The following is a 14,890-nucleotide window of genomic DNA, read 5'->3' as shown; positions in this document are numbered from 1 at the left end:
TCGACTCCTCGCGTCTGCGGTAGTCGCTCAACGCGGTCATTGCGTCCACCCCGGGATCTTGTCCTCGTTGTAGGTGAAGATGATCGGCTCGCCGCCGACCGGGAAGTCCCGTCGCTGCGGGTGGCCCTCGTAGTCCTCGGGCATCAGGATGCGGCGCATGTCCGGGTGGCCGTCGAAGACGACGCCGAACATGTCGTAGACCTCGCGCTCGGGATGGTTGGCCCCGGGCCAGAGGTCGACGACGCTGGCGACGTGCGCGTCGTCGAGTCCCATCCGCACCTTCACCGCGATGCGGTCGACGGTGTCCATGTCGAGCAGCTGGTAGTGGACCGAGAGACGCGGCTCCTCGGGGTAGTAGTCGACCCCGTGCAGCGACGCGAGGAATCTGTAGCCCTTCGCGCGCAGGCCGATCAGCACCTCGCGCACCTGCGCGGGATCGACCAGCAGGGTCGCCTGCTCGCGGAAGTGGAGCGTGTCCAGGATCGCGTCGGGGTGCTGCTCACGCAGGTCCTGAGCGATCAGCTCGAGACCGGTCGCGTCAGGCACCTTGCGTCTCCCCGGATTGGAAGACGTTGATCGCGTTGACGCCGGGGCGGTCGGCGGCGCCGACGACCTCTTCGGTGCCGACGGCCTCGTAGCGCTCGCGCCAGCCTCTGGGCGGGTTGCCCTGGACCTTCGAGCGCAGCTTCAGGATCGCGTGCGCGAGCGCCTCCGGGCGCGGCGGGCAGCCGGGCACGTGCACGTCGATCGGCATGAACTTGTCGGCCGGGACGAGCGCGTAGTTGTTGAAGACGCCCATCGACGAGCAGCAGGCGCCCATCGAGATCGCCCAGCGCGGCTCCAGCATCTGGTCGTAGATGCGCCGGATGATCGGCGCCATCTTGATCGAGACGCGGCCCGACAGGATCAGCATGTCGGCCTGGCGCGGGGAGGCGCGGAAGGCCTCGAAGCCGAAGCGGCCGATGTCCAGGCGCGCGCCCGGCAGCGACATCATCTCGATCGCGCAGCAGGCGAGGCCGAAGGTCGCGGGGAACATCGAGTTGCCCTGCGCCCAGGCGGTCACCTTGTCGAGCGTCGTCGTCAGCACGCGCTCCTCGACGTACTGCTCCAGCTCGACATCGGTCAGGTCGCCGCGCAGCATGTCGCGGGCGCGCTGCTGCTGGATGCGGAACTCCTCGCCGCCGGGCGGGCGGGACTGGTCTGCGGGGGCCCCGAGCTTGGCTCGCGTTATTTCCATTCGAGCGCACCTCGGCGCCAGACGTACACGAAAGCCACCATCAGCAGCACGATGAAGACGATCGTCTCCACCAGCGCGAACGTCCCGAACGCCTTCAGCTGCACGGCGATCGGGTAGAGGAAGATGACCTCGATGTCGAAGAGGATGAAGAGCATCGCGATCAGGTAGAAGCTGATCCCGAAGCGGAAGTTGCCTCTCACCTCGGAAGGCAGGCCGCACTCGTAGGGAGTGACCTGCGCCTCCTGTGTAGATCCTGCGCGCTTGGGGCCGAGCAGTGAGCCGGCGGAGACGAACACGGCGCCGATGAGGGCACCGAGGACGACGAAGACGATGGCGGGACCGTACGTAGTGAGCATCTCGGCCGTGGTTATATCACCAGTCAGCAGTAGCTTGTAACAACGTGTTACTTAGTGCTTAAAGTGTCGAATTGGATGTGCTGAAAGGCGCAAGATGCCAACTGTCCACCTCATCATCGGCGTGCTGCTGCTCGTCCTCAACCTCGCGGCCGGAATCGTCGGCGCCTGGGCGTGGTTCAGGGTCGAGCCGAGCCTCATCTTCTGGCCCCTGCTGCGGGCCGCTCAGGCGACGATCGTCGTGCAGGTTCTGCTGGGCGCGATGCTGCTCCTGCTGGGTCACTCTCCAAAAGGGGATCTCCACATTCTGTATGGGGTTCTGCCCCTTGCGGTCTCGTTCATCGCGGAGCAGCTGCGGATCGGATCGGCCGAGACGATCCTCGAGGGACGCGGCTTCACGTCGTCGCAGGAAGTCGGCGAACTGCCGCCCGCCGAGCAGCGCGTCGTCGTGATGTCGATCGTCCGCCGCGAGGTCGGCGTGATGGCGATCTCGTGCTTCGTGATCGTCGCGCTCGCGCTGCGCGCCGCGAGCGAAGCTGGCGCGATCTGAATCGCTTAATTAGGACGCCCTAAATAAGGTTTTCCGTCTCGCAGGAGGAGACGGACGGGTGACGGCGAAGAACCGTCTCAGTCCCGGCGCCGATCGAGACGATCTTCTCGCATTCGATCGTCCTCAACGGCGGCAACCAAAGAGGGTCGGCGCCGGGACCCTCTTTCTCATCCGACCTTCACCGAGCCGTACTCGCCGAGCGTGTTGTGGCGCTCCTGGGCGCAGCGCATCACGTAGCTGCCGGAGCCGAGCCTCACCGTCAGCGTCTCGCTCTCCCCCGGCTTCAGCGGTCTGCCGAGCGCGATCCGTCTGGAGAGGTCCTCGCTGCGCAACTCGAAACGGTGCACGAGCGTGCCGTCGTTGGTGATCTCGAACGTCCGCTCGCCGGCGCCGTTGAGCCGCACGTCCTGCGGCTGCAGGCGGTATTCGGACATCGCGATCGCGACCGGTTCGCTCTCGGCGACGTCGACGGCGGCGGGCGAACCGCAGCCTGTCGAGAGCAGCGCGACGGCGAGCAGCAAGAGCGCGAGCGGGCGCGCGAGGAAGCGAGCGAGGGGGGAGAGGGGCATCGCGGCGGGATTCTTCCGTATAGTCCCCGACCGCATGACGCGCCTCCCGAAGTTGATCATCCTCATCGCTGCCGCACTGACGATCTCCGTCACTCTCGCCGCTTGTGGTGAGCAGAAGATCGAGGTCTCCAAGAGCGATACGTCGGACTATCGCCCGGCCGAGCTCTTCAAGCAGCGTTGCGCCGGCTGCCACACCTTCAAGCAGGTCGGCACTCGCGGGTCCGCCGCGAACATCAGAACGCGCGAGCGCACCGACGGACCGAACTTCAACGTCCGTCACGAGTGTGTCGAGCGCGTCCTCTACGCGATCCAGAACGGCGGCTTCTCCGGCGCTGTGATGCCGGGCAACATCCTCGTCGGCGAAGACGCGAAGCTGGTCGCGCAGTTCGTCGCCAAGTACGCCGGCTCCGAGGCAGGCGAGCGCCCCGAGGGCACGGGCGACTCCTCCAACGGCTACTCCTGCACCTCAGTTGAGGGCGACACCGGTCCGGGATCAGACACCGGCGGCGACTGACGGGCGCGAGTCCGAGCCGTGCTCGACCTCAGACTGATCCGCAGACAGCCCGACGCAGTGCGCGCCGGGCTCGCCCGTCGCGGCGACGTCGCGCCTGACGCGATCGACCGCCTGCTCGCACTCGACGAGCAGTGGCGCACGCTGACCGAGCAGCTGGAGCAGATCCAGGCCGAGCAGAACCAGCTCAGCCGCGGCCGCCGCGGCGCGCCGACGCCCGAGGAGCACGCCGCGATGAGCGAGCTCGCCGCACGCGGGCGCACGCTCTCCGACGAGCAGGCCGCACGCAAGCGCGAGCTCGACGAACTGCTGCTGACGCTGCCGAACGTCCCGTCCGAGGACGCCGCGCCGCAGGACACGGTCGTGCGCGAGGTCGGCGACGCGACCAAGACCGGCAAGGACCACCTCGAGCTGGCCGGAGATCGCATCGACATGGAGCGCGGCGCGCGCCTGTCGGGCTCTCGCTTCGCCTATCTCAAGGGCGACCTGGTGCTGCTGGAGCTGGCGCTCGTGCGCTGGGTGCTCGGCAAGCTCGCCGCCGAGGGCGGCTTCGAGCCGGTGATCCCGCCGGTGCTCGTGCGCGAGCAGGCGCTGTACGGGACCGGCTTCCTGCCGGACACCGAGCAGCAGATCTACCACCTGCCCGCCGACGACCTCTACCTCGCGGGCACCTCCGAGGTCGCGCTCGCCTCGCTGCACGCGGGCGAGATCCTCGCCGAGGAGGAGCTGCCGCTGCGCTACGCCGGCTTCTCGCCCTGCTTCCGCCGCGAGGCCGGCTCGGCCGGCAGAGACACGCGCGGCATCTTCCGCGTGCACCAGTTCGACAAGGTCGAGATGTTCTCGTTCGTGACGCCAGAGCAGTCGGCTGCCGAGCACGAGCGGCTGCTGGCGATGGAGGAGTCGATCCTGCAGGACCTGCAGATCCCCTACCGCGTCGTCAACATCGCGGTCGACGACCTCGGCGCCTCGGCGGCGAAGAAGTTCGACACCGAGGGCTGGCTGCCGGGGCAGGAGCGCTTCCGCGAGCTGACCTCGACGTCGAACACGACCGACTACCAGGCCCGCCGTCTCGACATCCGCTACCGCCCCAAGGACTCGAAGAAGCCGGTCACGCTGCACACGCTCAACGGCACCGCGGTCGCCGTCGGCCGCACGATGATCGCGCTGTTGGAGAACGGCCAGCAGGAGGACGGCTCGATCGTCCTCCCCCAGGTGCTCGCAGACGCGGGTGCCCCGGCCGTCATCCCGGCTGCGTCGTAGCGGCACGCCCGTTAGCCTCTCGCCGCGATGAGCGAGGCGACGGGCACCCTCTGGTCCGACGCGTTCCGCGTCGAGCGCGCGGGCATCGATCCGCTCGCGGGTCTTGCGGGTGCGATCGCGACGTGCGGGCCGCTGGCGCTCGGGGTCGCGTTCAACGAGCCGGCGATCGGCGTCGCCGGCTGCTTCGGCGGGCTCAACGCCGCGCTCGGCGTCCCGCGCGGGCCGCTGCGCGAGCGGCTCGGCTGGGGGATCGCGGCGGCGTTGCTGTGCACGCTCTCGGTGACGATCGCGACAGCGGTGCAGGACAGCGCGGTCGCCTCGGCCGTCGCCGTTCTGGTCATCGTCGCGCTCGCGACCGCGCTGCGCTCGCTCGGTCCCGACGGCGGCCTGACCGGCTTCGTGATCGGCGCGATCTTCACGATCACCAACGGCATCCCCGCCGCCCCGTTGTCGATCGGCGAGCGCAGCATGTGGTTCCTCGCGGCCTCCGCCGTCGGCGTCGCGCTGATGGTGCTGGCCTACTCGGGCGACCATCCGCTCAACAGATCGGCCACTGCCCCGGCGCTCTCCGACGTGTTGCGCACCGGCGCGGGGAAGCTGCGCGACACGTTCGCGCACGACGCCGTCCTGCGCGCGCACGCGCTGCGGCTCGCGACCGTCGTCGCGGTCACGACGCTCGGCTACAAGCTGCTCGACCTCGAGCACGGCTACTGGATCCCGCTGACGATCCTCGCGGTCCTGCAGCCGGACGAGCACGCCAGCCGCGTGCGGGCGCTGCAGCGCGCGGCCGGCACGCTCGTGGGGACGATCGGGATCGCGCTGCTGACGATCTCGACCGGCTCGCAGTGGCTGATGGTCGCCGCCCAGGGCCTCTGCGCATTCGGCCTCTTCGCGCTGTTCGCACGCGGCTACTTCTGGCTCGTCGTGCTGCTGACGCCGACCGCCCTGCTGACGATCAGCGCGGTCGACTACCAGGGCGCCGACATCGCGCTCGAACGCGCCCTCACCAGCGGCGCCGGGATCCTGATCGGTCTCGCGATCGGCGAACTGGTCTGGCGCGTCGCACCGCAACTGCCGTCGGGAGCGCGCCCGTGGCACGACGACGGGCGCTCGACATAGCGAACGAATCGGCGGTGGTCGTATTCGATGACGAGCGGGCGATCGTCCGTAACGGCGCCACTTGTGGCATTCTCTGCCTTTAGGCATGCGGTGTCACGGCTTTGGGAGCTCGGCATCGAGGGAGGAGACCAATGCGCGTTTCAGATGGGGAGTCGTCGAGATGAACACTTCGGGCAGTGATAGCCGTGGTCGGGAGCGACATCGGTTCGGCGCGTATCTGCTGACGCTCGTCGCGGTGGCGCTCGTCGCTGTCTTCGCGGGCTGCGGAGGCGACGACGAGCCCGACACGACGACGCAGTCGAACGTCGACTCCAGCGACAGCAACCCGGTCCCCGCCGTCGGGACGATCGATCCGTTCGAGCCGGCGGGGGTGAACTGGCCGGTCACCGGCGGTGACTACGGGCACACCTTCCACTCGCCGCTGAGACAGATCGACACCTCGAACGTCGCCAACCTCAAGGGCGACTTCATGCTCGATCTCGACTCGGGCACCGCGGCGAAGTACTCGCACGAGGAGAACATCCTCGCGATCAACGGCAACCTGTACCTGTCGACTGGCGAGAACGACGTCTTCGCGATCGACACGCGCACGCAGGACGTCATCTGGAAGCTCAGAGGGGACCTCGACCCCCAGATCACGACCGTCTGCTGCGGCTGGGAGTCGCGGGGCTTGGGCTACAACGGGACCGACACGCTCTACTCGTCGCGGATCGACGGCAAGGTGCAGGCGATCGACCTCGAGACGGGCAAAGTCAAGTGGGAGACGAAGGTCTTCGACTGGCACACGAACAACGCCACCTCGATCGCGGCGCCGCTCTACTACGACGGTCTCGTCTACATCGGCAACTCCGGCTCGGAGTTCCTCGCGAGAGGCCGTCTGACGGCGCTGGACGCGAAGACCGGGGCGGTCAAGTGGAAGTTCTGGTTGACCGGTGACGGCAACGACCCGGTCGCCGACCCGACGTGGGAGGGCGACAGCGCCAGACTCGGCGGCTCCGGCCTGTGGAACGCTCCGGCGATCGACAAGGAGCAGAACCTGTTGATCTTCGGCACCAGCACCTCGGGTCCGGACGTCAACGGCTCCGAGCGCGGTGGCGACAACCTGTACTCGAACTCGATCGTCGCGGTCGACGCCACCACCGGCAGATACAAGTGGCACTTCCAGCTCGTGCACCACGATCTCTGGGACAACACGGTCAGCAGCCCGGTCGTGCTGTATGACGCCGAGATCGATGGCGAGAAGATCCCGGCGGCGGCGATCGCGCCGAAGATGCCGTGGGTCTATGCGGTCGATCGGCGCACCGGCAGACCGCTCTATCCCGGCAGAGAGACGCCCGTCCCGCAGGCGCCGGAGAACAAGTCGGCGAAGACGCAGTGGATCCCGTCGACGACGGCGCTGATGCCGATGAGAGTCACCGACGCGCAGTACGAGGCGCTCGAGAAGCTGATCCGCGCCTCGCCGGCGATCCCGAACGCGAGAACGGTCAGAATCAACCGGCCGGTCGACGGCGACCCGGCCTCGCTCGTCTTCAACCCGAGCGGCACGAAGCGCGGCGCCGCGATCACGGTCGGCGCGCCCTCCGGCGGCACGACGTGGGCGCCGATGTCCTACAGCCCCGACACGAACATGCTGTACGTCTGCGGCCAGGAGAGCATCGGCTGGAGCGCGCAGGGTCCCAAGAGCGGCGGCTTCATCGCCGGCTCGACCAACCTCGGCGGCGGGCTCGGCACGCTCGGCTTCGACATGCCCGGCTATCTGACGGCGCTCGACGCGAACACGAACGAGCCGGTCTGGTCGTACAAGATGAAGAACGAGAGAGGCAGACCGCAGTCGTGCTACAGCGGCTCGGCGACGACCTCCGGCGGTCTCGTCTTCGTCGGGAAGAACGACGGCCGCCTGCTCGCGCTCGACGCCGCAACCGGCAGAGAGCTGTGGTCGTTCCAGACCGGCGCCGGCGCCAACGCGGCGGCGACGGTCTTCGAGGTCGACGGCAGACAGAAGGTCGCGATCGTCGCGGGCGGCAACGCGCTCGCGGGCGCGCCCCATGGCGCGAACCTGTGGGTCTTCTCGCTCGACGGCGAGGTCAGCCCCGCGCCGGCGCCGGGCTCCGGCGAGGCGATCACGCACGCGGGCGAGGACCCCAGAGACGACGACGCGGGCGGTGACGTCTCCGCGAGACCCGACCCGGAGGCCGGCAGAGACGTCTTCGCCGAGAACTGCGCCGTCTGCCACGGCGCCGACGGCAGAGGCGGCAACGGCGGTCCCGACCTGACCGCGATCCCCGACGCGAAGGCGTTCGACCCGACCAAGAGACAGGTCGCGGAAGGCGGCGGCGGCATGCCGGCCTTCGGCGACTCGCTCTCGGAGAGAGAGATCGACGACGTCGCGGCTTTCGTCAACAGAGGCATCAACTAGGACGACTCACCACCGCTGCCGGCGCCCCGCGCCGGCAGCGGTGGTGAGGGACGGATACCGACGACGCCGGCTATCGGCAACACTTCGTTCGTGACCAGCCGACACCCGCCTGGCTCGCTGCGCGAGCGCAAGAGAGCTGCCGCGAAGGCCGCAGTCGCCGAGGCTGCGATCGGGCTCTTCGCCGAGCGTGGGTACGACGCCGTCTCGGTGGCGGAGATATGCGAGGTGGCCAACGTGGCGCCGCGCAGCTTCTTCCGCTATTTCCCCACCAAGAAAGATCTCCTGTTGGAGCCGTTCCGTGACATGGCTGACGGGGTCACGGGATCGATCGCATCGGCTCCGAGCGACATGAGCGACAGAGAGGTGATCCAGCAGGCGATGCGCGAGCTCGCTCGACACGTGCTCGTGGACTGGGACCGGATCATGCGATACCTCAGAGTCCTGCAAGGGGCGGCCGCTGTGCGCGCGGCGCCGGAGCTGCAGTTCGCTGATCTCGAGCGCGAGTACGCAGACACGTTGATGCGACGACGCGGCGCTGCCGGATCCGCGGACTGGCGCACACGACTGTTCGTCGCACGGATTCACTCGGGCTTCCGCGTCTGGTTCGACGAGCTGACCGATCGCGACGTCGAAGATCCACTCGGTCTGCTGGACCAGATCCTCGCCGAGCACGAGTGAGCGAGACCCGGGAGGCAGTCAGCGTTCCCGTCCATCCTAGCCCGCCTGCGCCCGCTCCGCCTCCAGTTGCCGCAACTCGATCCGGCGGATCTTGCCGGTCAGGGTCTTCGGCAGGCCGTCGACGAACTCGACGCGCCGCGGGTAGGCGTAGGCGGACAGGCGGTCGCGCACGAACGCCTTGATCTCGTCCGCGAGCGCGTCGGAGCCGTCGTGGCCGGTTGCCAGCACGACGAACGCCTTCACGACGAAGCCGCGCCGCTCGTCGGGCGAGGCGACGACCGCCGCCTCCGCGACGGCGGGATGCTCGAGGCAGACCGACTCGACCTCGAACGGGCCGATTCGGTAGCCGGCGGCGATGATCACGTCGTCGGCGCGGCCCTCGTACCAGTAGTAGCCGTCGGGGTCCTGCGAGGCGGCGTCCTTGGTGTGGAACCAGTCGCCGTCGAACGTCTCGACGGTCGCCTCCGGCTGCTCCCAGTAGCCGAGCGGATAGTGCGGGTTGGTGCGGGCGCGCAGGCAGATCTCGCCGCGCTCGCCCTGCGCGACGGGCCGCTCGTCCTCGTCGAGGATCGCGACCTCCCAGCCCGGCATCGCCTTGCCCATCGACCCCTCGCGGACCTCCATGAAGGGGTAGTTGGCGACGAGCGGATACGACTCGCTGAGGCCGTAGTAGTCGAGCACGGTCACGCCGTACTGCTCGCGGAACCAGCGGATCGCCTCCGGGTTGAGCGGCTCGCCGGCGCTGCAGACGCGACGCAGGCGCTGCGGGTAGCGCGTGCCGGCGTCCTCGATCGACATCATCGAGCGCATCGCGGTCGGCGTCGTGAAGACGTTCGTGACGTGGTGGCGGGAGAGGAAGTCGAGCTGTCTGTGCGGGTCGAAGCCGCCCTCGCGCTGGTAGACGCACTGCACCGCGCCGAGGCGCCACGGCCCCAGCAGCGGCGCGATCCCGGCCGCCCACGCCCACTCCCCCATCCCGTGGAACAGCTCGCCGTCCTGCACCTCGTGGCAGTAGCTGAACTCCTCGTGCGCGAGCAGGTAGCGATGCGCGTGCACGATCCCCTTCGCGAGGCCGGTCGTGCCGGACGTGTAGTAGAGCTGCGCGGGGTCGTCGGCGGCGGTCTCGACCGGCTCGAACTGCTGCGCGCCGGTCGCCAGCAGGTCGTGGTCGAGGATCAGCACGCGCTCGACCAGCGACGGATCGATGCGGCCGGCGTTCTCCGCGTTGGTGACGAGCACGCGCGGGCGCGCGTCGGTGAGCCGGTGGCGGATCCCCTCGTCGCCGTAGAGGACCGACATCGACAGCAGGATCGCGCCGCACTTCCAGGTGCCGAAGAAGACGGCGGCCGTCTCCGGCGTCGGCGGCAGCAGCATTGCGACGCGGTCGCCGGGCTCCACGCCGGCGGTCTGCAGCACGCTCGCGAAGCGGTTGGACAGCTCCTGCAGCTCACCCCACAGGACCTCGCGCACGGTCCCGTCGAAGTGCTCGTGGATCAGCGCGAGCTTCTCGGGCGGGTGCTTGTCGCAGACGTCCTGCGCGATGTTGTAGCGCGCCGGCACCTGCCAGCGATGCTCGGCGCACGCCTGCTCATAGGAGCTGAAGCCCATCGTCCCCTCCCTCGTCCGGAACACCCTGCGCCGCCGATCCTCCTCCGCGCGGGCGGCGCGCGTCAACCGGGAGGCGGCGCTACTGCTCCTGCGCCTGCGCCTCGTTGACCTGGCTCTCCAGCGCGGCCATCACGCCGGGGTCGCGCAGCGTCGTGACGTCGCCGAGCGCGCGGCCCTCGGCGATGTCGCGCAGCAGACGGCGCATGATCTTGCCCGAGCGTGTCTTGGGCAGGTCGTCGGCCCAGATGATCCGCTTCGGACGGGCGAACTTGCCGATCCGCTCGGCGACGACGGCGCCGATCTCGGCGACCAGCTCGTCGCTGCCCTCGATCTCCCCGTTGAGCGTCACGAACGCGGCGATCGCCTGGCCGGTGTCCTCGTCGGACTGCCCGATCACGGCCGCCTCGGCGACCTTCTCGTGCGCGACGATCGCGGACTCGACCTCGGCCGTCGAGAGGCGGTGGCCGGAGACGTTGACGACGTCGTCGATGCGGCCGATGATCCACAGGTAGCCGTCTCTGTCGCGGCGCGCGGCGTCGCCGACGAGGTAGGTCTCCTTGCCGAAGCGGGCGAAGTACGTCTCGACGAAGCGCTCGTCCTCCTTGTAGAGCGTGCGCAGCATCGACGGCCACGGCTGCGTCAGCACCAGCAGCCCCTGGCCGGTCTCGACCGACTCGCCGTCGCTCTCGCTGACGACGTCCGCGAAGACGCCCGGGAACGGCTTCGTGGCCGAGCCCGGCTTGGCCGAGGTGATCCCGGGCAGCGGCGTGATCATGATCGCGCCGGTCTCCGTCTGCCACCACGTGTCGACGATCGGGCAGCGGCCGCCGCCGATCACCTGCTGGTACCACAGCCACGCCTTCGGGTTGATCGGCTCGCCGACCGATCCGAGCAGCCGCAGCGCGCTGAGGTCGTATCTGGCGGGCAGCTCGTGGCCCCACTTCATGAACGTGCGGATCGCCGTCGGCGCGGCGTAGAGGATCGTCGCTCTCGTCCGCTCGGCGACCTCCCACCAGATCCCTCTGTGCGGGTAGTCGGGCGCGCCCTCCCACATCACGGAGGTGGTCCCGTTGGCGAGCGGCCCGTAGACGATGTAGGAGTGGCCGGTGATCCAGCCGACGTCCGCCGCGCACCAGTAGACGTCGCTCTCCGGCTTCAGGTCGAAGACGTATCTGTGCGTCGCCGATACGCCGGTCATGTAGCCGCCGGTGGTGTGCAGGATCCCCTTCGGGGAGGCGGTCGAGCCAGACGTGTAGAGGATGAAGAGCGGGTGCTCGGCGTCGAGCGACTCAGCCGGGCAGACGGGGTCCGCGGCCGCGCAGACCTCGTCGTAGAAGACGTCGCGGCCGGCGGTCATCGGCACGTCCGGCAGGCCGGCGTGGCGAACCACGACGATCGTCTGCAGGCTCGCCAGGTCGCCCATCGTCTCGTCGACGGTCGCCTTGATCGGCGCGGTCCTGCCCTTGCGGCGGGCGCCGTCGACGGTCACCAGCACCTTCGCCTCGGAGAACTCCATCCGCTCCTTCACCGACTCAGCGCTGAAGCCGCCGAAGACGACGTTGTGCGGCGCGCCGATGCGGGCGCACGCGAGCATCGCGACGACGACCTCGGGGATCATCGGCAGGTAGATCCCGACGACGTCGCCGGCCTGCACGCCGAGCTCCTTCAGCGCGTTGGCGAAGCGCTGGACGTCGCGATGCAGGTCGGCGTAGGTGACGTCGCGCCGCTCGCCCTCCTCGCCATGCCAGTGGTAGGCGACGCGATCGCCGATGCCGGCCTCGACGTGGCGATCGACGCAGTTGTGCGAGGCGTTCAGCCTGCCGCCCGTGAACCACTTGTAGAACGGCGGGTCGGAGTCGTCGAGGACCGCGTCCCACGGCTCGAACCAGTCGAGGTTCGCGGCCTGTCTTGCCCACCACCCCTGCGGATCGCGCGCGGCCTCCTCGTAGACCGCCGGATCGCTCAGCAGCGCCTGCCGCCGAAACTCCGCCGGCGGATCGAACCGCTCGATCTCCAGCATCGCCTCGAGCTCGTGCTCCAGCGTCGTGCCGTCTCTTGGTGCGGTATCAGCCATCTCGCTCCCTCTCCTCGCCGGGCGTCCAAGCGGGAGTTGTACCCGGCAAGCCGTCCGCAATGAATTCCACCAGGTGGACTGAGCTGGGACAAGGGAGCGCGCAGGGCGCCGCGCGAGGGGCTTCGCGCGGGCTGCGCCGTGCGCTACTGCAAGCCCTGGCGGGCTTCGCGCACGAGCGTGACCGCCTCGGGGAAGACGACCGCCATGACGCTGCGGATCTGCTGCGCCTGCTCCTCGGTCGTGCCCTGGATGTTGACGCGGTTGACCGCTGCCACCGTCAGGTCGACCGCGAGCTTGATCGCGTTGTCCGCCCAGGCGAGTCTCTGGGCACCCTGCATCTGGTCCGCGAACTCAGCCATCTTGCGCTGCAGTTCGTCCGGATCCCCGAAAAGTCCACCGAAGCCTTCCATGCGGCTGATGGTACTCCCCCGCGCCCGCGGGCTCGCGAAGAAGCCGAGATCTGCGCCGCGCGCGGCCCGATCATTAGGCTGCGGCGCATGAGGATGACCGTCGAAGGGGCCGGGGTCGAACTGTCGGTCGACGCGAACGCAAGCGGCCGGCCGCTGCTGCTCGTGCACGACCTCGCTGCCGACGCGCGCGACTGGGACGCGCTCGTCGCCGCCCTCGGCGACCGGGCCGGCCTGCGCACGCTCGCCTACGACCGCCGCGGCTACGGCGCCAGCGGCGCGCCCGAGCCGTACGAGCGCACGACGGTGCAGGAGCAGGCCGAGGACGCGAGGGCGATGCTGGCGGGGGCGATCGGCGACGCTGAGCCGAGCGGGGCGACGGGCGGGCCGGGCGGGGCGGCGGGCGCGGCGAGCGGCTCCGCGGCCGATCCTGGCTCTGCCGGCGCCGCTCCCCTCGCCGTCGGCACCGGCTTCGGCGCCCTGATCGTGCTCGACCTGCTCGTGCGGCTGCCCGGGCTGCTCAGCGGGGCGGTGCTGGTGGCCCCGCCGCTGCACCAGTTCTCGGCCAGCGCGACGGCGGTGCTGTCGGAGCAGCGCGCGCTGCTCGAGGTCGCGCTGCGCGAGGGCGGTCCGGCCGCGGCCGTCGAGGCGTGGCGACCGGATGCCGACGACGCGGTCAGAGCCGCCCACCGCGCCTTCTTCGCCGACTTCGGCGGGCTCGCGAGCTGGCCCGTCACGCGCGGCGAGCTGCGCGCAATCGCGGTCCCCGTCGCGGTCCTCACCGACAGCGCGACCCCCGCGCACCTCGTCGAATCCGCCGACGCGCTCGCTGCCCTGCTCCCCCACGCCCGCCGCACGCTCGACGGCGACACGCTCGCCGCGGTCCGGGCGCTGTCGTAAGCGCGCACGCGCCCCCTCGCTGCGAGGCGCCGGCAGAGCCAGGCACGCCGTGCGCGGAGCGGCGCTAGGCCGGGTCCAGCGCGTACGTGACGCCAGCGGGCGCGAGCGCGTCGAGGAAGTCGCGCGCGTCGAAGGCGCTGGCGGGGGCGAGCACGCCGGCGGCCTTGAAGTCGTCGGCGAGCATCCGCGCGGCACCCTCGACCGTCGTCGTCGCGGTCAGGCCGTAGGGGTCGGCGCCGTGCACGAGCCCGCTGCGCGTGCGGCCGTCCTCCCCCGCCGCGACCACCGCGACGGTGAATCGCGCAGCGCGGCGCTGGTCCTCCGGCGGACCCTCCGGCAAGCGGTCGACGGCCGCGTGCACGAGCCGCTCCAGCGGCGTGCGCAGCGCGAGCGTGAACGCCGGCATCAGCATCGGCACCAGCGGCGCCGCGGCGCGGTGGCCGACGAGCGTCTCGACGCCCATCAGCGTCGTCAGCCGGCGCGTGCGGACATGGCGCGGCACGATCGCGACCTCGCCTGAGGGGTAGCGCATCACCGGCTGCCAGCCGAGCGGCTCGGGGAAGCGGAAGCGGATCCGGCGCGCGCGCAGCGGCGCGGGTCGCCAGTCGCCGTCCTCGTAGACCTCGCCGCCGTCGCGCGCCTGCTCCATCGCGGTGCGCGTCGTGCCGCGGGTCGGGGTCACGTCACGCGTCGAGTAGGCGATCGTCAGCTCTCGGAGCGGCTCGAGCCCCTGCGCGGCGAGGTGAGCGATCAGGTCGCCCGGCACGTAGTCGAACCCCATCGCCGGCACGACGGCGACCTCGGCGGCGCGCGCGGCGTCGTCGAAACGGCGGTGCAGCAGCTGGACGTAGGACTGCTCGCCGGTCGTGTCGAGGTAGTGGCAGCCGGTCTCGACCGCGGCCCGCGCGATCGGCTCGCCATAGCGCATGAACGGTCCGGCGCAGTCGATCACGACCTTGCAGCCGCCCAGCAGGTGGCGCAAGCCGTCGCGGTCCTCCAGTTCGACGGCATGCGTGCGGACCTGCCCGCCGAGCTGATCGGCGAGCCCCGCGAGCTTGCCGGCGTCGCGGCCGGCAAGCACGCAGTCGAGCCCCCGACGGCGCAGCTCGTGCGCCACCAGCGTGCCGGTGTAGCCAGTCGCGCCGTAGACGGCGATCGCGCCGTTCCGCATCCGCGCGAGTCTACGGCAGCGCACCCCGCGAGTCGCC

15 protein-coding genes are annotated in these 14,890 nt (G+C 70.0%); 7 read left to right on the top strand and 8 right to left on the bottom strand.

What is annotated here, in order from left to right; genetic code table 11:
- Positions 1–36 precede the first annotated feature (36 nt).
- From Q7L65_RS16070 to Q7L65_RS16060, 3 genes are all read right to left on the bottom strand, one after another.
- Entirely contained in the window at positions 37–546 is a 510-nt protein-coding gene (locus Q7L65_RS16070) for an NADH-quinone oxidoreductase subunit C (RefSeq protein ID WP_304722502.1), read from the bottom strand.
- Entirely contained in the window at positions 539–1,141 is a 603-nt protein-coding gene (locus Q7L65_RS16065; RefSeq protein ID WP_370552580.1) for an NADH-quinone oxidoreductase subunit B, read from the bottom strand. Before Q7L65_RS16065 ends, Q7L65_RS16070 begins: the two co-directional genes overlap by 8 nt.
- Before the next feature lie 86 nt (positions 1,142–1,227).
- Positions 1,228–1,593 (bottom strand): NADH-quinone oxidoreductase subunit A, encoded by a 366-nt coding sequence (locus Q7L65_RS16060; protein ID WP_304722500.1) that lies wholly within the window; start codon positions 1,591–1,593, stop codon positions 1,228–1,230.
- A 94-nt stretch (positions 1,594–1,687) separates the two neighbouring features.
- Here Q7L65_RS16060 and Q7L65_RS16055 point away from each other — a divergent pair, with 94 nt between their 5' ends.
- On the top strand, positions 1,688–2,140 hold the full coding sequence (locus tag Q7L65_RS16055) for a hypothetical protein (protein ID WP_304722499.1): 453 nt from the start codon (positions 1,688–1,690) through the stop codon (positions 2,138–2,140).
- 167 nt (positions 2,141–2,307) lie between these two features.
- On the opposite strand, the gene Q7L65_RS16050 is transcribed toward Q7L65_RS16055, so the two are convergent.
- Positions 2,308–2,709: a hypothetical protein gene (locus Q7L65_RS16050; protein ID WP_304722498.1), complete on the bottom strand. Its 402-nt coding sequence runs from the start codon at positions 2,707–2,709 to the stop codon at positions 2,308–2,310.
- A gap of 34 nt (positions 2,710–2,743) precedes the next feature.
- Between Q7L65_RS16050 and Q7L65_RS16045 the strand changes: the two genes are divergently transcribed.
- From Q7L65_RS16045 to Q7L65_RS16025, 5 genes are all read left to right on the top strand, one after another.
- Positions 2,744–3,223 (top strand): cytochrome c, encoded by a 480-nt coding sequence (locus Q7L65_RS16045; protein WP_304722497.1) that lies wholly within the window; start codon positions 2,744–2,746, stop codon positions 3,221–3,223.
- An 18-nt stretch (positions 3,224–3,241) separates the two neighbouring features.
- Positions 3,242–4,480, top strand: a complete 1,239-nt coding sequence (gene serS, locus Q7L65_RS16040) for a serine--tRNA ligase (protein ID WP_304722496.1) — start codon at positions 3,242–3,244, stop codon at positions 4,478–4,480.
- Between the two features lie 27 nt (positions 4,481–4,507).
- On the top strand, positions 4,508–5,599 hold the full coding sequence (locus tag Q7L65_RS16035; protein ID WP_304722495.1) for an FUSC family protein: 1,092 nt from the start codon (positions 4,508–4,510) through the stop codon (positions 5,597–5,599).
- Between the two features lie 235 nt (positions 5,600–5,834).
- A complete protein-coding gene (locus Q7L65_RS16030; RefSeq protein ID WP_304722494.1) occupies positions 5,835–8,015 on the top strand; it encodes a PQQ-binding-like beta-propeller repeat protein in 2,181 nt (726 codons plus the stop codon).
- A gap of 90 nt (positions 8,016–8,105) precedes the next feature.
- Positions 8,106–8,693: a TetR/AcrR family transcriptional regulator gene (locus tag Q7L65_RS16025; protein WP_304722493.1), complete on the top strand. Its 588-nt coding sequence runs from the start codon at positions 8,106–8,108 to the stop codon at positions 8,691–8,693.
- Between the two features lie 36 nt (positions 8,694–8,729).
- Here the strand turns inward: Q7L65_RS16025 and Q7L65_RS16020 are convergent, their stop codons facing one another.
- The 3 genes from Q7L65_RS16020 to Q7L65_RS16010 form a co-directional block, all read right to left on the bottom strand.
- Positions 8,730–10,301: an acyl-CoA synthetase gene (locus Q7L65_RS16020; RefSeq protein ID WP_304722492.1), complete on the bottom strand. Its 1,572-nt coding sequence runs from the start codon at positions 10,299–10,301 to the stop codon at positions 8,730–8,732.
- Between the two features lie 79 nt (positions 10,302–10,380).
- Positions 10,381–12,375, bottom strand: coding sequence for an acetate--CoA ligase (acs, locus tag Q7L65_RS16015; protein WP_304722491.1), 1,995 nt, complete (start codon positions 12,373–12,375; stop codon positions 10,381–10,383).
- Between the two features lie 143 nt (positions 12,376–12,518).
- The gene (locus Q7L65_RS16010) at positions 12,519–12,785 is read right to left on the bottom strand and encodes a hypothetical protein (RefSeq protein ID WP_304722490.1); all 267 of its coding nucleotides are present in this window, start codon (positions 12,783–12,785) and stop codon (positions 12,519–12,521) included.
- Between the two features lie 87 nt (positions 12,786–12,872).
- Between Q7L65_RS16010 and Q7L65_RS16005 the strand changes: the two genes are divergently transcribed.
- Complete coding sequence (locus Q7L65_RS16005) at positions 12,873–13,682, top strand: alpha/beta fold hydrolase (protein WP_304722489.1); 810 nt, start codon at positions 12,873–12,875, stop codon at positions 13,680–13,682.
- Between the two features lie 64 nt (positions 13,683–13,746).
- On the opposite strand, the gene Q7L65_RS16000 is transcribed toward Q7L65_RS16005, so the two are convergent.
- Positions 13,747–14,853, bottom strand: a complete 1,107-nt coding sequence (locus Q7L65_RS16000) for a trans-acting enoyl reductase family protein (protein WP_304722488.1) — start codon at positions 14,851–14,853, stop codon at positions 13,747–13,749.
- Positions 14,854–14,890: the final 37 nt, after the last annotated feature.

Origin of the sequence: Conexibacter sp. CPCC 206217 (genome assembly GCF_030646165.1) — a bacterium.
Classification (GTDB): domain Bacteria; phylum Actinomycetota; class Thermoleophilia; order Solirubrobacterales; family Solirubrobacteraceae; genus Conexibacter.
The sequence above is the reverse complement of the archived record's forward strand: the minus strand, read 5'-3'. Positions and strand labels throughout refer to the sequence as shown.